Annotated in this window: 14 protein-coding genes and 1 tRNA gene; 5 read left to right on the forward strand and 10 right to left on the reverse strand. The window is 70.1% G+C overall.

Annotation, left to right across the window (positions count from 1 at the left end):
• Nucleotides 1-10 precede the first annotated feature (10 nt).
• The 4 genes from JOC24_RS15840 to JOC24_RS15855 form a co-directional block, all read right to left on the reverse strand.
• Nucleotides 11-1,975: an ABC transporter permease/substrate-binding protein gene (locus JOC24_RS15840; protein WP_205020934.1), complete on the reverse strand. Its 1,965-nt coding sequence runs from the start codon at nt 1,973-1,975 to the stop codon at nt 11-13.
• On the reverse strand, nt 1,965-3,503 hold the full coding sequence (locus JOC24_RS15845) for a sugar ABC transporter ATP-binding protein (protein ID WP_205020935.1): 1,539 nt from the start codon (nt 3,501-3,503) through the stop codon (nt 1,965-1,967). Before JOC24_RS15845 ends, JOC24_RS15840 begins: the two co-directional genes overlap by 11 nt.
• Nucleotides 3,500-4,516 carry a LacI family DNA-binding transcriptional regulator gene (locus tag JOC24_RS15850; RefSeq protein WP_205020936.1) on the reverse strand — a complete coding sequence of 339 codons (1,017 nt, stop codon included), beginning with the start codon at nt 4,514-4,516 and terminating at the stop codon, nt 3,500-3,502. The genes JOC24_RS15845 and JOC24_RS15850 overlap by 4 nt, the downstream gene beginning before the upstream one ends.
• A gap of 200 nt (nt 4,517-4,716) precedes the next feature.
• A tRNA-Leu gene (locus JOC24_RS15855) sits at nt 4,717-4,804 on the reverse strand.
• A gap of 189 nt (nt 4,805-4,993) precedes the next feature.
• Here JOC24_RS15855 and JOC24_RS15860 point away from each other — a divergent pair.
• Nucleotides 4,994-6,334 (forward strand): DUF2254 domain-containing protein, encoded by a 1,341-nt coding sequence (locus tag JOC24_RS15860; RefSeq protein ID WP_205020937.1) that lies wholly within the window; start codon nt 4,994-4,996, stop codon nt 6,332-6,334.
• Between the two features lie 9 nt (nt 6,335-6,343).
• Here JOC24_RS15860 and JOC24_RS15865 read toward each other — a convergent pair whose 3' ends face one another.
• From JOC24_RS15865 to sucC, 3 genes are all read right to left on the reverse strand, one after another.
• Entirely contained in the window at nt 6,344-7,900 is a 1,557-nt protein-coding gene (locus JOC24_RS15865) for an aldehyde dehydrogenase family protein (RefSeq protein ID WP_205020938.1), read from the reverse strand.
• Nucleotides 7,901-8,115: 215 nt separating this feature from the next.
• A complete protein-coding gene (gene sucD / locus JOC24_RS15870) occupies nt 8,116-8,997 on the reverse strand; it encodes a succinate--CoA ligase subunit alpha (RefSeq protein WP_205020939.1) in 882 nt (293 codons plus the stop codon).
• Between the two features lie 2 nt (nt 8,998-8,999).
• Entirely contained in the window at nt 9,000-10,136 is a 1,137-nt protein-coding gene (gene sucC / locus JOC24_RS15875) for an ADP-forming succinate--CoA ligase subunit beta (protein WP_205020940.1), read from the reverse strand.
• A gap of 166 nt (nt 10,137-10,302) precedes the next feature.
• Here sucC and JOC24_RS15880 point away from each other — a divergent pair, with 166 nt between their 5' ends.
• From JOC24_RS15880 to JOC24_RS15895, 4 genes are all read left to right on the forward strand, one after another.
• The gene (locus JOC24_RS15880) at nt 10,303-11,994 is read left to right on the forward strand and encodes a thiamine pyrophosphate-binding protein (protein ID WP_205020941.1); all 1,692 of its coding nucleotides are present in this window, start codon (nt 10,303-10,305) and stop codon (nt 11,992-11,994) included.
• A gap of 12 nt (nt 11,995-12,006) precedes the next feature.
• Nucleotides 12,007-13,245 carry a formyl-CoA transferase gene (frc, locus tag JOC24_RS15885; protein ID WP_205020942.1) on the forward strand — a complete coding sequence of 413 codons (1,239 nt, stop codon included), beginning with the start codon at nt 12,007-12,009 and terminating at the stop codon, nt 13,243-13,245.
• 2 nt (nt 13,246-13,247) lie between these two features.
• Nucleotides 13,248-15,404, forward strand: a complete 2,157-nt coding sequence (locus tag JOC24_RS15890) for an acetate--CoA ligase family protein (RefSeq protein ID WP_205020943.1) — start codon at nt 13,248-13,250, stop codon at nt 15,402-15,404.
• Nucleotides 15,405-15,527: 123 nt separating this feature from the next.
• Nucleotides 15,528-16,919 carry an OFA family MFS transporter gene (locus JOC24_RS15895; RefSeq protein ID WP_205020944.1) on the forward strand — a complete coding sequence of 464 codons (1,392 nt, stop codon included), beginning with the start codon at nt 15,528-15,530 and terminating at the stop codon, nt 16,917-16,919.
• 71 nt (nt 16,920-16,990) lie between these two features.
• Here JOC24_RS15895 and JOC24_RS15900 read toward each other — a convergent pair whose 3' ends face one another.
• From JOC24_RS15900 to eboE, 3 genes are read right to left on the reverse strand one after another with little or no spacing between them, the layout of a single operon-like run.
• Complete coding sequence (locus JOC24_RS15900; protein ID WP_205020945.1) at nt 16,991-18,061, reverse strand: sugar phosphate isomerase/epimerase family protein; 1,071 nt, start codon at nt 18,059-18,061, stop codon at nt 16,991-16,993.
• A gap of 40 nt (nt 18,062-18,101) precedes the next feature.
• Nucleotides 18,102-19,499 (reverse strand): nucleotide pyrophosphatase/phosphodiesterase family protein, encoded by a 1,398-nt coding sequence (locus tag JOC24_RS15905; RefSeq protein WP_205020946.1) that lies wholly within the window; start codon nt 19,497-19,499, stop codon nt 18,102-18,104.
• The gene (eboE, locus tag JOC24_RS15910) at nt 19,496-20,671 is read right to left on the reverse strand and encodes a metabolite traffic protein EboE (protein WP_205020947.1); all 1,176 of its coding nucleotides are present in this window, start codon (nt 20,669-20,671) and stop codon (nt 19,496-19,498) included. Before eboE ends, JOC24_RS15905 begins: the two co-directional genes overlap by 4 nt.
• Nucleotides 20,672-20,673 lie beyond the last annotated feature (2 nt).

Raw genomic sequence — 20,673 nt, forward strand, 5'->3', positions numbered from 1 at the left:
CCTTCCGTGATCAGGAGAAGTCGGCGACGTTCTGCCGGGTGACGACCTTGACCGGCACCTTCACCATGCTGCCGACCTTCTTGCCGTCGGCCGCCCGGACCGCGTTCTGTACGGCGATCTTTCCGAGTTCCTTGGGCTGCTGGGCCACGGACGCGTACAGACTGCCCGCCTCGACCGCCGTCAGACCGTCCGGTGTTCCGTCGAATCCGACGACCGAGACGGACTTCCCGGCCTTGCTGCCCAGTGCCTTGACCGCGCCGAGCGCCATCTCGTCGTTCTCGGCGAAGACTCCGGTGATGCCGGGGTGGGACTGGAGCAGGTTGGTCATGACGTCCAGGCCCTTGGTGCGGTCGAAGTCGGCCGGCTGGGTCGCCACGATCTTGATGTCCGGGTACGCCTTGATGCCTTCGGCGAAGCCCGCACCGCGTTCACGGCTGGCGGAGGTTCCGGCGGTGCCCTGGAGGACGATGATGCTGCCCTTGCCACCGAGCCGGTCGGCCAGCGACTTCGCGGCGAGCTTGCCGCCGGCCACGTTGTCGGAGGCGACGAGGGTGGCGGTCTCGGCCTTGTTGACGCCGCGGTCGGCGGCGACCACGGGGATGCCGGCCTTGTTGGCGCCTCGGACGCCGGGTCCGACCGCGTCGGAGTCCACCGGGTTGACGATGACGGAGTCCACTCCGGAACTGGTGAAGTTCTCCAGCTGGTTGGCCTGCTGCGAGGCGTCGTTCTGTGCGTCGGTGACGGTCAGATCGACTCCGGCCGCCTTTGCCTCGGCCTGGGCGCCCTCCTTCATCTGCACGAAGAAGGGGTTGTTCAGGGTGGAGAGCGACATGCCCACCTTGGTGGTGGTGCCGGAGGAACCGGACTTGAAGAAGGTCACGGCGGCGATGACGGCGGCCAGGCAGACCACCGCGACACCGGCCCGCATCGCTCCCTTGCGGCCCTTTCCGGGCCCTCCGGGCGCGGCGGACGAGCCTCCGGCGGAGGCGGTTCCGGATCCGGCCTTGCGGCGCAGCGTGTCGAGCAGGACGGCGAGGGCGATGACGACGCCGATGACGACCTGCTGCCAGAAGGCGGAGACGGAGAGGAGGTTGAGGCCGTTGCGCAGCACGGCGAGGATCAGGGCGCCGATGAGGGTGCCGGACGCCTTGCCGACGCCGCCCGCGAGGCTGGCGCCGCCGATGACGACGGCGGCGATCGCGTCGAGCTCGTATCCCTGGGCTGCCTGCGGCTGCGCGGAGACCAGACGGGAGGCGAGGACGATGCCCGCTACGGCGGCGAAGAGGCCGGACAGGGCGTAGATGGCCAGCTTCTGCTTCTTGACGCGCAGTCCGGAGAGCCGGGCCGCTTCCTCGTTGCCGCCGATGGCGTACATGGAGCGGCCGATGTAGGTGCGGGCCAGGATGAGTGCGGCTATCAGGCCCATGGCGATCATCACGAGGACCGGGACGGGCAGCCAGCCGCCGAGGGTGTCACCGAGTACGGAGACGGAGTCGGGGAAGGGGATCGGCCTTCCCTGGGAGATGACCAGGGAGAGGCCCCGGGCCACCGAGAGCATGGCCAGCGTCGCGATGAACGAGGGCAGCTTGCCGTAGGCGACGAGGGCTCCGCTGACGAGGCCGCAGGCGATGCCGGTGCCGACGGCGATGATGACCGCCAGCCAGACGGGGACTCCCGCGGACGTCGCCGACCAGGCGAGGACGGTGGCGGAGAGCGCGGCGACCGATCCGACGGAGAGGTCGATGCCCGCCGAGACGATCACGAAGGTGACGCCGAACGCGAGGATCGCGGTCACCGCGGCCTGGACGCCGACGTTCAGGAGGTTCTGGGTGGTGAGGAAGTCGCCGGAGAGCAGCGACATCGCCACCAGGAGGACGACCAGTGCGCTCAGTGCGCCGTTGTCGAGCAGGAGGCGGCGGAGGGTGTGTCCGGCGCCGCCCGCGTGCGCCTTGCTCGGATGCGTGTCAGTGGCCACGGGGGCCCTCCTCTGCCTTCTCGGTGGGTGTGGTGACGGGTGCGGCGCTGACGGCGAGTGCCATCACCGCGTCCTGGGTGGCTTCGTGTGCGGGGAGTTCTCCGGCGATGCGGCCCTGGGCCATGACCAGCACCCGGTCGCTCATGCCGAGGACCTCGGGCAGGTCGCTGGAGATCATCAGGACGGCGTGTCCGGAGGCCGTGAGCTCGTTGATGAGCTGGTAGATCTCGACCTTGGCCCCGACGTCGATGCCGCGCGTCGGTTCGTCGAGGATCAGCACCCGGGTGTCGGCCAGGAGCCACTTCCCGATGACGACCTTCTGCTGGTTTCCGCCGGACAGGGTGCGGACGTGCTGGCCGAGGCCGGCCATCCGTACGCCCAGCTGTTCGGCGATGCGGGCGGCGGCGGTGCGCTGCCCCTTCACGTCGACGAGTCCGGAGCGGGTGGCCGAACGGAGCGTGACGAGGCCGAGGTTCTCCTGCACGGAGGCGTCGAGCACGAGCCCCTGGCCCTTGCGGTCCTCGGGGACGAGCCCGATCCCGGCCCCCATGGCGGCGGTCACGTCGTGCTTGCCCAGCCGCTCGCCCTGTACGTCGACGGTGCCGGTGTCGTAGGGGTCGGCGCCGAAGACGGCGCGGGCGACCTCGGTGCGGCCCGCTCCGACGAGTCCGGCGAGGCCGACGACCTCGCCGGCCTTCACGTCGAAGCTGACGTCGTGGAACACCCCGTCGCGGGTGAGTCCGCGGACGGACAGCAACGGCGCCCCCGTTTCCGGGCGTTCACGCGGATACTGCTGGTCGATGCTGCGTCCCACCATGAGCTGGACGAGTTCCGTCTCGGGTGTCGAGGCGGGCACCTGGTCGATGCTGCGGCCGTCGCGCAGGACGGTGACGCGGTCACCGAGGGCGGCGATCTCGTCGAGGTGGTGGGTGATGAAGACGACGCCGACACCGTCCGCGCGGAGCTGCCTCACGATGCCGAAGAGCTTGTCGACCTCCTCGGAGGTGAGGACCGCGGTCGGCTCGTCCATGATCAGGACGCGCGCGTCCAGGCTGAGCGCCTTCGCGATCTCGACCATCTGCAGTCGGGCGATCCCCAGTTCACGGACCCTGGCCCTCGGCGAGATGTACAGGCCCACGCGGCGCAGGAGCACCTCGGCGTCGGCCTCCATGCGCCGTCGGTCGATCATGCCGAAGCGGCGCGGCTGCCGGCCGAGGAAGATGTTCTCGGCGACCGTCAGATCGGGTACCAGGTTGAACTCCTGGTAGATGGTGGCGATCCCGAGCTTCTCCGCGTCCTGCGCACCGTGGATGCGCACTTCGCGGCCGCCGGCGAAGATCCGGCCGGCGTCCGGACGGTAGGCACCGGAGAGCATCTTGATGAGGGTGCTCTTGCCGGCGCCGTTCTCACCGAGCAGGACGTGCACTTCACCGCTGCGCAGGTCGAAGTCGACACTGTCCAGGGCGACGACGCCGGGGAAGGTCTTGCGTACGCCTTCGATGCGCAGCAACTCGACCGATTCACTCACTCGTTGCTCCCGGAACTGGTGGTGCGCTCGCCGCAGGAGCTGCGTACGACGAGGCTGGCGGGCAGGGTGACGGACTGCGGGGGGCGGCCCTCGACGATGTCGATGAGGGCGCGCACGGCGGCACGGCCGAGGTCGCCCGTCGGCTGGGCGATCGCGGTGATCGGCGGACCGGTGTGGACGAACCACGGGATGTCGTCGAAGGCCGCGATGCCGATGTCCTCGGGGACGCGCAGGCCGCGCGCGCGGATGGCGTCCAGGGCGCCGAGCGCCATGAGGTTGTCGGCGGCGAACACGATCTCGGGCCGCTCGGGGAGCGACAGGAAGTGCTCGGTGACGCGCCTGCCGCTGTCGGCCTGGAAGTCGCCCTGCCCGATGTAGGCGTCGGGCAGGGCGAGCCCGTGGGCGCGCATCGCTTCCCGGAAGGCCTCGACACGTTCGTCGCCCGTGGTGGTGGCCGCCGGGCCCGCGATGATGGCGAGCCTGCGGTGGCCGAGCGCGTACAGATGGGCGACCAGGTCCTGGATCGCCCTGTGGCCGTCCGCACGTACGACGGGGATGTCCACCCCGGGGATCCACCGGTCGACGAAGACCATCGGGGTGCCGGTGCGTGCGACGTCCAGCAGCAGCGGGGACTCCCCGTCGGCGGGCGAGACCAGGAGTCCGTCGATCCGGCGGTCCAGGAGCGTGCGGACGTGGTGGTCCTGCTGTTCGAGCCGCTCGTCGGCGTTACCGATGATCACGCTGTAGCCGAGTGCGCGGGCCTCCTCCTCGACGGAGCGGGCCAGCGCGGTGAAGTACGGGTTGAGCACGTCGCTGATGACGAGGCCGAGCGTGCGGGTCTGGTCGGTGCGCAGCGAGCGGGCCACGGCGTTGGGCCGGTAGCCGAGGGCGTCGACGGCGGCGAGGACGCGGCTGCGCGCGTCCGGGCTGACGGAGGGATGGCTGTTGAGGACACGGGAGACCGTGGCGGCAGAGACTCCTGCCTGGGCCGCGACATCCTTGATGCTCGCCATTTCCGGACCACCTCCTTGTGGTTTCCGTGAGCCTCGAGACCAGCGGAACGAGCCGTGGAATCGATTACACGGATGATTGGAATCGATTCCATGGCCGAAAACAAGTACCCGAGGAAGGGAAGAGACCGGATCGTGATGCGGGCGGTGGCGGCGAGGGCCCCGGAAACGCGAAAAGACCCCAGGTGCACTGGGGTCTTCGCTGGTGTCCGAGGGGGGACTTGAACCCCCACGCCCGATAAAGGGCACTAGCACCTCAAGCTAGCGCGTCTGCCATTCCGCCACCCGGACAAGGTGTCTGTCGTCCCGGGGTCCTCCCCGTGGCGACAAAGAAAACAATACCAGGGGTTCGGGGTGCCTCTCACCTGCGTTTTCGGTGGTCAGTGCGGCGCAGGCAAGGTCGGGCACACCTGACGTCGACGCGCGTACGCACCGTGGCGTGGCGCGTACGCGGAGTCGCACCGGGCTACCTTCGCGGGCATGAGTGGCAAGAACGTCCCGAGCGGCGGGAGCGAGCGCGTCCACCGGCCGCCCCCCGCGCTGACCTCCCTGCGCGAGCGGCTGCGCGACACGTTCTGGTTCGCGCCGACCGCCGGGCTGCTGTGCGTCTTCGTCCTCTGGTGGGTCCTCTCGGATCTGGACACCAGGATCGTCGCGCATCTGAAGGCGGAGGGGGCGTACGCGGAACTCGACGAGCTCCTCTCCTTCGCCGTGGACGCCCGGACGATCGTCACCACCGTCAGCGCGGCCATGATGACCTTCATCGGTGTGGTGTTCAGCATCTCGCTGGTGGCCGTGCAGATGGCGAGCGGGCAGCTCACCCCGCGCGTGGTCCGGATCTTCGTGCGGAGCAGGATCAGCAAGCTCACGCTGGCGGTGTTCCTGGCGACCTTCGCGTTCTCGCTGCTCGTGCTGACCTCGTACGAGGGCGGGGCTGAGCCGGATCCCCGGCGTGTGACGTCGGCACCCCTGTTGCAGAGCCTGCTGACTCTCGGCCTGGTCGGTCTCAGCCTGCTGCTGTTCGTCGCCTACGTCTCGTCCACCCTGCGGCTCATGCAGGTCGGGCCCGTCCTCGACCACATCACCCGCGAGACGCTGCACTCGCTCGCACGGCAGCAGCCGGGAGGGGCGGCGGACGAGCAGTCACCGGAGCCAGCCGCGGTGCACGTCCTGCGCGAGGGGCGGGCGGGGGTGCTGCGGGACGTGGCGGTGGCGCGGCTGGTGCGCTCGGCCCGACGGCACGGGGTGGTGCTTCGACTGGTGCCCCGGGTCGGGGACTTCGTCGTGCCGGGCACACCGGTATTCGCCGTGCACGGCGGGGCAGCCCCGCCCCCGCGCTCGCTCGGACACACCCTGTCGGTCGGGGTCGAGCGCTCCCTGCACCAGGATCCGGCCTTCGGCCTGCGGCAGTTGGTGGACATCGCGCTGCGTGCCCTGTCGCCGTCCGTGCACGATCCGACCACCGCGGTGCAGTGCCTCGACCGGATCGTGCAGCTCCTCTCCGTCGCCGTCGCACTGCCACTCGCCACGCTGCACCACCGCGACCGCCGGGGAGACGTCCGGCTCGTCCAGGAGGTTCCGGGGTGGACGGACCTCGTCGATCTGGCGTTCGAGGAGATCCGGTGGTGCGCGGCCGGGAGTCCTCAGGTCACGCGCCGGCTGCTGGCCGGGCTCGACGATCTGCTCCTGCTCGCCGCCGAGGAGCGGCGAAGGCCGCTGCTCAGGCACCGTGCGCTCCTGGTGGAAGCGGTGGAGCGCACGGTGCCCGGGACTGCCGGGCGGGCGTTCGCGCTGCGCCCGGACCGGCAGGGGATCGCGTGAGCGGCGCCGCTAGGGCATGAGGTGGTAGTCCGGGAAGTTGCCCGGCAGCCTCGCTTCTCCGGGGCCGTCGGTCACGGCCCGGATGAGCAGCTCGCCCCCCACGAAGGCGCCGCGCCACGAGGCACCGAAGCCTCCGAAGAGCTCCTCGCGGTCTCCGCGCGAACGCGGCTTGCCGTGACCGGTCTTGAAGGCGCGGATCTGCGGGGCGAGCCGCTCGTACGTCTCCGGGTCGTCGGTGGAGAGGGTCGCGACCAGCGCGCCGTTCGACGCGTTCATGGCGGCGAGGAGTTCGGCCTCGGTGTCGACCAGGACGATCGTGTCGACCGGGCCGAAGGGTTCCGCGTGGTGGAGCGGTGAGGAGGGGGGCGGGTTCAGGAGGGTGACCGGCTGGAGATAGGCGCTGGTGTCCTGGCCGGGGAGAAAGCGGGCGTCCGACGCGGATCCCTGGTGGAGGGGGACGGCACCGCGGTCGATCGCCTCGGTCACCTGGTCGTGGAGTTCCTTGGCCTTGGTGGCGTTGATCAGGGGGCCGAAGTCCAGGTCGGGCAGCGGGTCCGAGGGGTGCTCCACCGCGAGGGGGTGCCCGGTGCGGAGCGAGCGCACGGCGGGGAGGTAGGCCGCCAGGAAGTCCGCGAAGAGGGTGCGCTGGACGACGAAGCGGGGGTAGGCGGTGCAGCGCTGCTTGCCGTAGTCGAAGAGCTTCGGGATGACGGCGGTGAGGGAGGGCCAGTCCGTGTGGTTCCAGATGCCCCAGGTGTTGAGGCCCTCCTGTTCGAGGATGTGCCGTTTGCCGAGGTCGGCGACGGCGGTGGCGATCCGGGCGCCGGTGTCCCTGCCTCCGACGAAGGAGACGCAGCCGATCTCGGCCGACCGGACGAGGGGCTCGGACAGTTCGCTGCCGCTGCCGCTGAGGAGGGTCAGGGGGACACCCTCGCGGGCGGCGAGCGCGCAGGCCAGGGTGAGGCAGGAGACGCCGCCGTCGGTGGGGGTCTTGGCGATCACGGCGTTGCCGGCCAGGGCTTGCACGAGCATCGCGTGGACCAGCACGGACATGGGGTAGTTCCAGCTGGCGATGTTCGAGACGGGGCCTGCGAGAGGGGTGCGGCCGGCGAGCAGGCGGTCGCTGTGGTCGACGTACCAGCGGACGCCGTCGATGGCGCGGTCCACGTCGGCCAGGGCGAGGCGCCAGGGCTTTCCGATCTCCCGGACCAGCAGGAGGGCGAGGAGTTCGCGGTGCCCGGTGAGGGCGTCGAGGGTGGCGGACACACGGGCGCGGCGCTCGGGGAGCGGGATGTGGCGCCAGGCGCGGTGCTGGTCGAGGGATGCCCGTACGGCTTGCCCGGCGGTGGCCGCGTCCAGGCGGGGCGGGCCGGTGACCGGAGTGCCGTCGATGGGGCTGGTGGCGGGGAGGGTACGGCCGTCGGAGTGCCAGGCGGCGGCCCAGAGGTTGCGGACACGGTCGTCCTGGAATGCCTCGGGGGCGACGGCGAGGCAGCGACGCCAGACGTCCTGCCATGCCGTTCCCGGCTTGAGGACGAGGTTCGTGGCTGGAGATGAGGGTGTCATGAGATCTCCGCTCTGAGGTGCGGGGGAAGACGCGGTGCGGGGCGTAGTGATGCGGGTGGGGGCGCGTGCCGCGCGGAGCGCGGGCACGCGGGGGCGGGTCGGGGGCGGGTCGGGCGCCCGCGGCGGACTTTCCCCTGCCCGCCCCTTCTCGAAACCGGGGCCCCGGTTCTTGAACGCCGGACGGGTGAGGCCGTGCGCACGGGGCCGGTACGTCCTCAGCCGCGCAGGCGCTTCTGTGCCAGCCGGGCCGTTTCGGTCGGGGTGGCACCCACCGCGACGCCCACGGCCTCGAGCGCCTCCTTCTTCGCCGCGGCCGTGCCCGAGGAGCCCGAGACGATCGCTCCGGCGTGGCCCATCGTCTTGCCCTCGGGGGCCGTGAAACCCGCGATGTAGCCGACGACCGGCTTGGTGATGTGCCGGGCGATGTGCGCCGCGGCGCGTTCCTCGGCGTCACCGCCGATCTCGCCGATGAGGACGATCAGTTCGGTGTCCGGGTCGTTCTCGAACGCCGTGAGGCAGTCGATGTGCGTCGTACCGATGACCGGGTCCCCGCCGATGCCCACCGCCGTCGAGAAGCCCGTCTCGCGCAGTTCGTGCATCAACTGGTAGGTGAGCGTTCCCGACTTGGAGACCAGGCCGATGCGCCCGGGCTTCGTCGCGATGTCGGCCGGGATGATGCCGGCGTTGGACCGGCCCGGACTGATCAACCCGGGGCAGTTGGGTCCGAGGACGCGTGTGCCGCGCGCCCGGGCGTGGGCGTGGAAGGCCACGGCGTCGTGGACGGGGATGCCTTCGGTGATGACCACGGCCAGACCGATGCCTGCGTCCGCCGCCTCGACGACGGCCGTCCTGGTGAACGGCGGCGGGACGAAGACGACGGTGACGTCGGCGCCGGTGGCTTCCATGGCGTCGCGCACGGAGCCGAAGACGGGGATCGTACGGTCGTCGAGGTCCACGGTGCGTCCCGCCTTGCGCGGGTTCACGCCGCCGACGACCTGCGTGCCCGCAGCGAGCATCCGCCGGGTGTGCTTCATGCCCTCCGCGCCGGTCATGCCCTGGACGAGGACCTTGCTCTCCTTGCTGAGGAAGATTGCCATGGTCAGTGCCCTCCCAGGGCCAGTCGGGCTGCTCGGTCGGCTGCGCCGTCCATCGTGGTGACCTGCTGGACCATCGGGTGGGCACGATCCTCGAGAATCGCCCGGCCGCGCGCGGCGTTGTTGCCGTCCAGGCGGACGACCAGGGGTTTCGTCAGCTGGACGGAGTCCAGGGCCTGGACGATGCCGTCGGCGACCGCGTCACAGGCCGTGATGCCGCCGAACACGTTGACGAACACGGACTTCACCGCGGGGTCGGAGAGGATGACGGTGAGACCGTCCGCCATGACGCGGGCCGAGGCGCCTCCCCCGATGTCGAGGAAGTTGGCCGGGCGGGCCCCGCAGCCGGCGACCACGTCCAGGGTGGACATGACGAGCCCCGCGCCGTTGCCGATGATGCCGACCTCGCCGTCGAGCTTGACGTAGTTCAGTCCCCTGTCGGCGGCCGCCGCCTCCAGCGGGTCACCGTACGGGTCCCCGGTGTCCGCGTCCCGACGGGACTGCCGGAAGGCCGCGTTGTCGTCGAGGGTGACCTTGCCGTCCAGGGCGAGGATCCGGCCGTCCGCGGTGCGCACCAGCGGGTTGACCTCGACGAGCAGGGCGTCCTCCTCCGTGACGACCTGCCACAGCGCCCGGATCACGGGGGCGGTCTCCGGCGGGAGCGAGGCCGCCTCGGCGATCTGCGCGGCCTTGGCCTCCGTGACCCCCTCGACGGGGTCGACCGGGATGCGGGTCACCGCCTCGGGGCGGGAGGCGGCGACCTCCTCGATGTCCATGCCGCCCTCCGCCGAGGCGATGGCGAGGAAGGTTCCGGCGGCCCGGTCCAGGACGTAGCTGACGTAGAACTCCTCCCCGATGTCGACGGGCTGAGCGAGCATCACCGTCCGCACCGGGTGGCCCTTGATGTCCATTCCGAGGATCCGGCGTGCGGTGACGACGGCGGCCGCGGGGTCCGCGGCGACCTTCACCCCGCCGGCCTTGCCCCGGCCGCCCACTTTCACCTGCGCCTTGACGACGACGCGGCCCCCGAGCCGAGCCGCCGCCGCGTGGACCGCGGACACGTGGTCCACGACCTCGGCGTCCGGGACGGCGATGCCGTGGTCCGCGAAGAGTTGCCTTGCCTGGTGCTCGTACAGATCCATAGCCACTCCCGATCGTGCCGATTGTGAAAGTGCCGCACGCCCCCTGGACACCACCCACCGGATGCGGGATAACAAGCTTCATACAGTATTCGTCGACTGTATGCAATGTACCGCGAGAGCGGCGGAGCGGCTCCCGCACTCCCCTACGAAGGGACAGGACATCGCCATGCCCGAGGACAGCCAGGACAACCAGAACCTCATCTCCGGTGGGCACTTGGTCGCCAAGGCACTCAAGGCGGAGGGGGTGGAACGCATCTACACCCTCTGTGGCGGCCACATCATCGACATCTACGACGGCTGCGTCGACGAGGGCATCGAAGTCGTCGACGTACGGCACGAACAGGTCGCCGCCCACGCCGCCGACGGCTACGCGCGGATCACCGGGAAGCCCGGATGCGCCGTCGTCACCGCCGGGCCGGGTACGACCGACGCGGTCACCGGCGTCGCCAACGCCTTCCGCGCGGAGTCGCCGATGCTCCTGATCGGAGGCCAGGGAGCGCACACCCAGCACAAGATGGGCTCGCTCCAGGACCTGCCGCACGTCGACATGATGACGCCCATCACCAAGTTCGCGGCCACCGTTCCGGACACCGCGCGGGCTGCGGACATGGTGTCGATGGCGTTCCGGGAGTGTTACCACGGGGCACCCGGGCCGTCGTTCCTGGAGATCCCGCGCGACGTGCTCGACGCGAAGGTGCCGGCGGCCAGGGCACGGGTCCCCGAGGAGGGCCGCTACCGCGCGTCCACCAAGGCGGCCGGCGACCCGGCCGACATCGAGAAGCTCGCCGATCTGCTCGTGCACGCCGAGAAACCCGCCATCCTGCTGGGCAGTCAGGTCTGGACGACGCGCGCCACGGACTCCGCCACCGAGCTCGTGCGGACCCTCAACATCCCCGTGTACATGAACGGCGCCGGCCGCGGCACCCTGCCGCCCGGCGACCCGCACCACTTCCAGCTCTCGCGGCGCTACGCGTTCTCCAACGCCGACCTCATCGTGATCGTGGGCACCCCCTTCGACTTCCGGATGGGATACGGCAAGCGGCTCTCACCGAACGCCACCGTCGTCCAGATCGACCTCGACTACCGCACCGTGGGCAAGAACCGCGATGTGGACCTCGGAATCGTCGGTGACGCGTCGGTGGTCCTGAAGGCCGTCATGGAGGCCGCGAGCGGCCGGCTCAACGGTGGATCGGCCCTGCGCAAGGCGTGGTTGGACGAGCTGCGCGCCGCCGAGCAGACGGCGATCGAGAAGCGGCTGCCCCAGTTGAAGTCGGACGCCTCCCCCATCCACCCGTACCGGCTGGTGAGCGAGATCAACGACTTCCTCACCGAGGACTCCGTCTACATAGGGGACGGCGGCGACATCGTCACGTTCTCCGGGCAGGTCGTACAGCCCCGGACCCCCGGCCACTGGATGGACCCCGGACCGCTCGGCACCCTCGGGGTCGGGGTGCCCTTCGTGCTGGCCGCCAAGCAGGCCAGGCCCGACAAGGAGGTCGTGGCGCTGTTCGGCGACGGCGCGTTCTCCCTCACCGGATGGGACTTCGAGACCCTGGTCCGCTACAACCTGCCCTTCGTCGGCATCGTCGGCAACAACTCCTCCATGAACCAGATCCGTTACGGCCAGAAGGCCAAGTACGGCGACGAGCGCGAGCGGATCGGCAACACCCTCGGGGACGTCCACTACGACAAGTTCGCCCAGATGCTCGGTGGTCACGGCGAGGAGGTGCGCGACCCCGCCGACATCGCACCGGCGCTGCGCAGGGCCCGTGAGTCGGGGCTGCCCTCACTCATCAACGTCTGGGTCGACCCGGACGCCTACGCCCCCGGAACGATGAACCAGACCATGTACAAGTAGAGGAGCCGTGGCATGACCAAAGCTCTTGAGGGCGTGCGCGTCCTCGACATGACGCACGTACAGTCCGGTCCCTCCGCCACCCAACTTCTGGGCTGGCTCGGTGCGGACGTGGTCAAGCTGGAGGCGCCCGGCGGGGACATCACCCGCAAGCAGTTGCGTGATCTGCCCGACGTCGACTCCCTCTACTTCACGATGCTCAACTGCAACAAGAGGAGCATCACCCTCAACACCAAGAGCGAGCGCGGCAAGGAGATCCTCACCGAGCTCATCCGCCGCAGCGACGTGATGGTGGAGAACTTCGGCCCCGGCGCCGTCGACCGCATGGGATTCACCTGGGAACGCATCCAGGAGATCAACCCCCGGATCGTCTACGCCTCCATCAAGGGCTTCGGCGAAGGCCCGTACACCAACTTCAAGGCGTACGAGGTGGTCGCGCAGGCCATGGGCGGCTCGATGTCCACCACCGGATTCGCCGACGGGCCGCCGCTCGCCACCGGCGCGCAGATCGGCGACTCGGGCACCGGGATCCACGCGGTCGCCGGCATCCTCGCAGCCCTCTTCCAGCGCGAGAACACCGGGCGCGGGCAGCGGGTGAACGTGGCGATGCAGCACGCGGTGCTGAACCTGTGCCGGGTCAAGCTGCGCGACCAGCAGCGGCTGGAGCACGGTCCCCTCGCCGAGTACCCGAACGCTCAGGACACGGCCGACGCGGACGAGGTGCCGCGCAGCGGCAACGCCAGTGGCGGCGGGCAGCCGGGCTGGGCGGTGAAGTGCGCGCCGGGCGGACCCAACGACTACGTGTACGTCATCGTGCAGCCGGTCGGCTGGAAGCCCCTGTCCGCGCTCATCGGCCGGCCGGAGCTGGCGGAGGACCCCGAGTGGGCGACGCCGGAGTCCCGGCTGCCGAAGCTGGGGAAGATGTTCCAGCTGATCGAGGAATGGTCGTCGACGCTCCCCAAGTGGGACGTCCTGGAACAGCTCAACGCGCACAACATCCCGTGCGGCCCGATCCTCTCCACGAAGGAGATCGTCGAGGACGAGTCCCTCGCCGCCAACGACATGGTGGTCCGTGTCGAACATCCCGAGCGCGGCACCTTCACCACCGTCGGCAGCCCGCTGAAGCTGTCCGACTCCCCCGTCGACATCGTCACCTCCCCGCTGCTCGGAGAGCACAACGCGGAGGTCTACGTCGGCGAGCTGGGCCTGGGCGACGAGGAACTGCGGCTGCTGAAGACGAACGGAGTCATCTGAGCATGGCCGGAACAGTCGAGACACAGGAGCGGGAACACGTCCAAGCGCTGCTCGACCGCGTCCGGGGCGAGGGGCGCAGCGCGCTCACCGCCCCGGAGGGGAAGATCGTCGCCGACGCCTACGGGATCACGGTGCCGGGCGAGGGCCTGGCCCGGGACGTCGACGAGGCGGTGGCGCTGGCCGACCGGCTCGGCGGGTCCGTCGTCCTCAAGATCGTCTCCCCCGACATCCTCCACAAGACGGATGCGGGCGGCGTCGTGGTCGGGGTGTCGGGCGCACAGGAGGTACGCGCGGCGTTCTGCGCCATCGTGCGGAACGCTCGGGCCTACGCTGCCGACGCGCGGATCGAGGGTGTGCAGGTGCAGCAACTGGTGCCGCCCGGCCAGGAGGTCATCGTGGGGGCGGTCACGGACCCGACGTTCGGGAAGGTGGTGGCGTTCGGCCTCGGCGGTGTCCTGGTCGAGGTGCTGAAGGACATCACCTTCCGGCTGGCGCCCGTGACGGCGGACGAGGCGCGGTCGATGCTGGACTCGATCGGCGCCGCGGAGGTCCTGAAGGGGGTGCGCGGTGCCCCGGCCGTGGACCGGTGGGCGCTGGCGGAGCAGATCCGGCGGGTCTCCCGACTGGTCACGGACTTCCCGGAGATCGCGGAGGTGGACCTCAACCCCGTCATCGCGTCGCCGGACGGCGCGGTCGCCGCCGACATCCGCATCCTGCTGACGACCGAGGAGGTGAAGGCACGGCGCCGGTACAGCCGGGAGGAGATCCTGGTGTCGATGCGCCGGCTGATGGAGCCGCGGTCGGTGGCCGTCATCGGAGCCTCCAACGAGCAGGGCAAGATCGGCAATTCGGTGATGCGCAACCTCATCGACGGCGGGTTCGCGGGCGAGATCCATCCGGTGAACCCCAAGGCCGATGACATTCTCGGCCGCAAGGCGTACAAGAGTGTCACCGACGTTCCCGGTGAGGTGGATGTGGCGGTCTTCGCGATCCCCGCCAAGTTCGTCGCTTCGGCACTCGAGGAGGTGGGCCGCCAGGGGATCCCCAACGCCGTGCTCATTCCGTCCGGCTTCGCCGAGACGGGTGAACACGCCCTGCAGGACGAGATCGTGGCGGTCGGTGAGCGGTACGGGGTACGGCTGCTCGGGCCGAACATCTACGGCTACTACTCGACCTGGCAGGACCTCTGCGCCACGTTCTGCACCCCGTACGACGTCAAGGGACCGGTGGCACTGACCTCCCAGTCGGGTGGCATCGGCATGGCGATCCTGGGCTTCGCGCGGTCGACGAGGACGGGCGTCTCGGCGATCGTCGGGCTCGGCAACAAGTCCGACATCGACGAGGACGACCTGCTGACCTGGTTCGGCGAGGACCCGAACACCAAGTGCATCGCGATGCACCTGGAGGACCTCAAGGACGGGCGGGCGTTCGTGGAGGCGGCACGGGCCACCGTGCCGAAGAAGCCGGTGGTGGTCCTCAAGGCGGGCCGCACGAGTGCGGGTGCCAGGGCGGCGGGCTCCCACACGGGCGCGCTGGCCGGGGACGACGCCGTGTACGACGACATCCTGCGGCAGGCGGGCGTGATCCGGGCGCCGGGTCTGAACGACATGCTGGAGTACGCGCGTGCGCTGCCCGTGCTGCCGGCGCCCAAGGGTGACAACGTCGTGATCATCACGGGGGCCGGCGGATCGGGGGTGCTCCTGTCCGACGCGATCGTCGACAACGGGCTCTCACTGATGGAGATCCCGCCGGACCTCGACGCGGCTTTCAAGGCGTTCATCCCGCCGTTCGGGGCGGCCGGGAACCCGATCGACATCACGGGCGGTGAGCCGCCGTCGACGTACGAGGCGACGATCCGGCTGGGGATGGAGGACCCGCGGATCCACGCCCTGGTGCTGGGCTACTGGCACACGATCGTCACCCCGCCGATGGTCTTCGCCGAGCTGACGGCCCGGGTGGTGGAGGAGTTCCGGGCGCGCGGCATCGAGAAGCCCGTGGTGGCGTCGCTGGCGGGTGACACGGAGGTCGAGGAGGCGTGCGCCTACCTGTTCGAGCGGGGAGTCGTCGCGTATCCGTACACCACGGAGAGGCCGGTCGCGGTACTCGGTGCGAAGTACAGGTGGGCCAGGGCCGCCGGATTGCTGGGCGGTGGCCGATGACCTGATGACACGGCTCGAACCACGGGGTCTGCGGCGCACCGATCGGCCGCGGGCCCCCGTGCGAAGTGAGAACGGGCAGGGGGCGCCGGCCAGACTTCTTCCACGCAAGGGGTTCGATCGACAATGACGACAACAGACCTCTCCACATCCGTCCCCTTCAGGGAGGTGACGGACGCCAACGGCCGGACCTACCGGCTCGGCGAGAGCGACATCGACATCATGGGCCGCAAGCGCAAGTGGATGGTCATCCTGCCGTGGGTCGGCATGATGGGCATCAGCTCGGCCGAGTACGCCTTCGCGTCGGCGGAGGACACGCTGCACCACGCGCACAACTGGGACAGCGGTCACATCTACTGGATGATGACCGTCTGGGTGTTCTTCCAGGCCGCGGTCGCCATGCCCGCGGGCCGGCTGCGGGAGACCGGCAGGCTGCCGGCCCGCTGGGCGATGATGCTCGGAGCGACGGGCACCCTCCTCGGCTACCTGTCACTGGCGTACGCGCCGCACGTGATCTTCGCGTACATCGGCTTCAGTGTGTTCTCCGGCATGGGCGCCGGCATGGTGTACGCCACCTGCGTCAACATGGTCGGCAAGTGGTACCCGGAGCGCAGGGGCGGCAAGACGGGCTTCGTCAACGGCGGTTTCGCCTACGGTTCGGTGCCCTTCGTCTTCATCTTCACCGGGTTCATGGACATCACCAACTTCAGGTGGGTCCTGGTCTCCGCGGGCGTCTTCCTCGCCGCGCTCGTGGCCTGCGCCGGCTTCTTCTTCCGGGACCCGCCGAAGAACTGGTGGCCGGCCGGGATCGACCCGCTCAACCCGCCCGAGGACCCACGGGCACGACGCGCGCTGGAGAAGAACCCGCCGGCCATCAAGCAGTACTCCCCGGGCGAGGCCTGGAGGACCGGCCGTGTGGCGCTGATGTGGTGCTGTCTCGCCTGTACGTCCGGCGTGAACATCTTCGGCATCGCCTTCCAGGTGGACATCGGCCAGGACGCGGGCTTCGCCGCAGGGATCGTGGCCACCGCCATGTCGCTCAAGGCGATCGTCAACGGCACCGGTCGCGGCGTCATCGGCTGGCTCTCCGATCTCTACGGCCGAAAGAAGTGCCTGCTCTACGTCTGCGTCATCCTCGGGCTCGCCCAGTTCGGCATCATCTGGTCGGCCGAGATGAAGAGCCTGCCCCTGTTCCTGCTCTTCTCCGCGATCTCCGGCTTCGGCGGTGGCGCCATCTTCCCGATGTTCGCCGCGATGACCGCCGACTACTTCGGTGAGAACAACAACGCCACCAACTACGGCATGGTCTACAGCTCGAAGCTGGTCTCCGGGCTCGGAGCGGGAATGGGCTTCCTGGTCGTGGACGCCTGGGGGCTCAACGGAGCCTTCATCCTGGCGGGCAGCATCTCGTTCTTCGCGGGATTCCTCGCCCTGTTCCTCGCGGCACCCGGCCGCGACCGGAGGGGCAACCCACTGGTGAAGGCGCAGACGGCGCCGATCATCCGGGAGACCGACTGATCGCACGCCCGCGGCATGCGCGTGGGGCCCGGTTCCTGGAACCGGGCCCCACGCGCGTGTGCCGTCAGTTGTCAGTCCCCGCAGCGGCTCTCGCGGAGCGAGTGCAGGTGCTCGCTGGACTTGCGGGCGAAGGCGAACGACTCGGCCGGGTTGTCGTGCTCGGTCTGCCAGTGGTGGTAAGTGCGGCCCCGGTGCGTGCGCGCGGTGACCCGGCTCAGGAAGTTCTTGTAGTCGATGTCGCCGTCACCGACGTCCGTCATGTCGTAACCGTCCCGGGCGGCGTCGTTGCGGGTGCCGTCCTTGACGTGGAAGAGGGGGTAGCGGTCGGGCTGCTTGAGCACGTAGTCGATGGGGTTGAAGGGCGCCGGAGTGCCGTCCACCCGCTTGCCGAAGCGGAACTGGGCGCAGAACGCCCAGTAGATGTCCATCTCCAGGTAGACCAGGTCGGGGTCCGTCTCGGCGAGCAGGACGTCGTAGAGGCGCACCTTCGGCTTGTCGGTCGCGAAGGAGAACTCCTCCGCGTGGTTGTGCTGGTAGAACTTCATGCCGCGCTTGCGGGCCTCCGCGCCGTAGGTGTTGAAGTCCTCGGCGGCCCGCTTCCAGCCGTCGACCGTGGAGCCGTAGCGGAAGGGGCCGGAGGCCGTGCCGATGTGCTTGAGGCCGAGGGCCTGCGCCTCGTCGAGGACCTTGGTGAGGTTCTGCGCGAAGGTGTAGGCGCCCGGGTTGTTGTCGTCGTAGTAGCCGACGTGGCTGCCGATGGGGTTCAGCCCGTGGTCCTTGGCCAGCCTCTTGAGCTGGGCGAGCGTGATGGCGCCGGCAGAGCCCTGGGTGTATCCGGCGAACTCGATCTCGTCGTATCCGTACTTCTCGAGTTCGGCGAACACCGGGGCGAAGCCGAGGGTGGAGACCTTGTCGCGGAGGCTGTACAGCTGGATGCCGAGGCGGCCGGGAGGCAGGACGGCACGGCCCTTGCCGTGGCCCTTGCCGTGGCCGTGCTCGTTCCCGTGGCCCGTGTGCGGGCCGGCGGCCTGGGCGGCCGCGCCGCTGAGGAGGGTCGCGGCCGTGGCTCCTGCGGCGACGCCCAGGACGTTGCGGCGGCTGAGTCTGCGCGCGAGCTCGGGGTCCTTCGGGGTGCGGCTCATGATCACGAATCTCCCTGTGAACGTGCGGGCGGGCGGATTGTCAGTGCAGTCCTGCAAGCTGGAGCAGCAAGGACTTCACTTCGGTGGCCTGGACTCGGCCGGTGAACGCGTGGGGGGTGGAGCAGAGGATGAGCGGACCTTCGTCGTCGCTCGTGGGGAGGCGGCCGTGGCTGCCGCGGATGGGTGAGGGATCCAGGGGGACGACCGCCATGCGGTAGCGCATCCCGAGCTTCTTGCGGGCGACCGCCGAGACCGCCTTGACCCGGACGTAGGGGTCCTGCGGGTCCATGAAGAGCTCCACCGGGTCGTAGCCCGGTTTGCGGTGGATCTCGACGAGCTGCGCGAAGTCGGGCGCGCGGTCGTCGTCGAGCCAGTAGTAGTACGTGAACCAGGCGTCCTTCTCCGCCAGGGCCACGAGCTCGCCGGAGCGGGGATGGTCCAGGTGGTGGGCCTTCTTGCCCTCGTCGTCGAGGAGTTCCGCGATGCCGGGCAGGTCCGCGAGGGCTTCGCGGGTCGCTTCGAGGTCCTCGGGCCGGCGTACGTAGACGTGGGCGAGCTGGTGGTCGGCGACCGCGAAGGCACGGGAGGCCATCGGGTCGAGGTACTCCATTCCGTCCTGGGTGTGGACCTCCAGGAGACCGGCGCGGCGCAGGGCGCGATTGATGTCGACGGGCCGGTCGACACGGGTGATGCCGTACTCGGAGAGGGCCACGACGGTGCGCCCCTCGGCCCTGGCGTCGTCGAGCAGGGGTGCCACGGCGCGGTCCAGGTCGGCCGCGGCCCGGTGGGACCGGGGGTCGTCGGGCCCGTAGCGCTGGAGGTCGTAGTCGAGGTGCGGGAGGTAGCAGAGGGCCAGGTCGGGGGTGCGGGTGGCGAGGATGTGCCGAGTGGCGTCGATGATCCACTGCGAGGACACGAGGTCGGCTCCCGGGCCCCAGAAGTGGAAGAGGGGGAAGGTGCCGAGCTTCTCGGTCAGCTCGTCGTGGAGTGCCGGGGGCCTGGTGTAGCAGTCGGGTTCCTTGCGGCCGTCGGCGTAGTAGACGGGGCGCGGGGTGACGGTCCAGTCGGTGTCGGCGCCCATCGCGTACCACCAGCAGATGTTGGCGACGGTGTACCCGGGGTGGGCGCGCCGTGCGGCGTCCCACAGCTTGTCCCCCGCGACCAGTCCGTTGTGCTGCCGCCACAGGAGGACGTCGCCGAGCTCACGGAAGTACCACCCGTTGGCGACGATGCCGTGTTCGGAGGGGGTGGTACCGGTGAGGAAGGTGGACTGGGCGGCGCAGGTGACCGCGGGCAGGACGGTGGAGAGGGGGGCCTTCGTGCCTGCTCCGGCCATGGCCCGGAGGTTCGGCATGTGCTGGAGCAGTTGGGGGGTGAGGCCGACGACGTCGAGAACGAGGAGGGGGGTGGGACGCGTGCTGGTGCCGGATCCGGTCATGGCAGCTCCTTCAGTCCGAGGTCGACGAGGAGGTCGCGGGCGAGGGTGAGTTCGGCGGCGATGCCGTCGGCGAGCTGGGTACGGGTGCGCGGCCGCAGTTCGGCGGGGAGGGCCTGCCAGGTGTACGTCTCGACCTCCAGGTGCCGGGTGAGGGGCGCGGGCCCGCCGACGAGCCGGTTCAGCACGGACTGGAGTACGGGGAGTGTGGAGGTGAGCGGGGGTGCGGGTGGTGCGTGCAGGGGGACGTGGAAGTGGGAGCGCCAGGGCGTGCTGTCGGGGAGCCCGCCGCCGGACACCGCCTCGTCGAGGTCGTCGGTCCCGCGGAGGCCCGCGGAGGTGAGCGTGCGGGTCTGGTGGAGGAAGCGGGGTTCGGCGAAGGCTCCCAGTGCCGCGCGCACCTCGGGCAGGTGCGGGTGTTCGGCGTGCAGGGCGGCGGAGAGCTGGGCCTTGGCGACCGGGACCCCGGCGGCGTGCAGGGCGTCGAGCGCGGTGTCCGGGTCCTCGAAGGATGTGGCGAGGTGACAGGTGTCGACACAGATGCCGATGCGGTCGTGACCCACCGCGGTGAGGGGGCCGATGGCGTCGGCGGTCGTCTCCACGGTGCAGCCCGGTTCGGGTTCGAGGCCGATCCTGATCGATTTGCCGTTCAGTTCGGCGAGGGCGTCGAGGCGCTGGGCCAGTGCGGTCAGTGCCTTCTGTGCCGTGCCGGCCGCCGTGGGGTCGTCGGCGTACGGGGTGCGCCAGGCGATCGGCAGGGTGGAGATGGTGCCTTCGGTGACGTCGTCGGGGAGCAGGGCGGCGAGCAGCCGGGCGAGGTCCGTGGTGTGGGCGAGCCGCTCGGGATCGGTCCAGTCCGGGGTGTAGACGCGGTACTTGACCTCTTGGGCCCCGAAGCCCTCGTAGGGGAAGCCGTTGAGGGTGACCACTTCGAGGCCGCGGTGATCGAGCTCGGCGCGCAGCGAGCGGAGCGCCGCGAGGTCGTTGATCAGCGCGCGGGCGGCGTCCTTGGCCAGCCAGAGGCCGATGCCGAGACGGTCCCGCCCGAGCCGTCTGCGTACCGGCTCGCAGTGGTCGCGCAGCTGGGCACGCACGCCTTCGAGGGTCTCGGCGGGGTGAACGTTGGTGCAGTACGCGAGGTGGACGGTGGAGCCGTCGGGATGGCGGAAGCGCATGG

It is taken from the genome of Streptomyces sp. HB132, assembly GCF_016909575.1.
Classification (GTDB): Bacteria; Actinomycetota; Actinomycetes; order Streptomycetales; family Streptomycetaceae; genus Streptomyces.

Coding starts and splice junctions, on each gene's coding strand:
- JOC24_RS15850 (WP_205020936.1), bottom strand. CDS start 4,516: ATGGCGAGCATCAAGGATGTCGCGGCCCAGGCAGGAGTCTCTGCCGCC.
- JOC24_RS15860 (WP_205020937.1), top strand. CDS start 4,994: ATGAGTGGCAAGAACGTCCCGAGCGGCGGGAGCGAGCGCGTCCACCGG.
- JOC24_RS15865 (WP_205020938.1), bottom strand. CDS start 7,900: ATGACACCCTCATCTCCAGCCACGAACCTCGTCCTCAAGCCGGGAACG.
- sucD (WP_205020939.1), bottom strand. CDS start 8,997: ATGGCAATCTTCCTCAGCAAGGAGAGCAAGGTCCTCGTCCAGGGCATG.
- sucC (WP_205020940.1), bottom strand. CDS start 10,136: ATGGATCTGTACGAGCACCAGGCAAGGCAACTCTTCGCGGACCACGGC.
- JOC24_RS15880 (WP_205020941.1), top strand. CDS start 10,303: ATGCCCGAGGACAGCCAGGACAACCAGAACCTCATCTCCGGTGGGCAC.
- frc (WP_205020942.1), top strand. CDS start 12,007: ATGACCAAAGCTCTTGAGGGCGTGCGCGTCCTCGACATGACGCACGTA.
- JOC24_RS15890 (WP_205020943.1), top strand. CDS start 13,248: ATGGCCGGAACAGTCGAGACACAGGAGCGGGAACACGTCCAAGCGCTG.
- JOC24_RS15895 (WP_205020944.1), top strand. CDS start 15,528: ATGACGACAACAGACCTCTCCACATCCGTCCCCTTCAGGGAGGTGACG.
- JOC24_RS15900 (WP_205020945.1), bottom strand. CDS start 18,061: ATGAGCCGCACCCCGAAGGACCCCGAGCTCGCGCGCAGACTCAGCCGC.
- JOC24_RS15905 (WP_205020946.1), bottom strand. CDS start 19,499: ATGACCGGATCCGGCACCAGCACGCGTCCCACCCCCCTCCTCGTTCTC.
- eboE (WP_205020947.1), bottom strand. CDS start 20,671: ATGCGCTTCCGCCATCCCGACGGCTCCACCGTCCACCTCGCGTACTGC.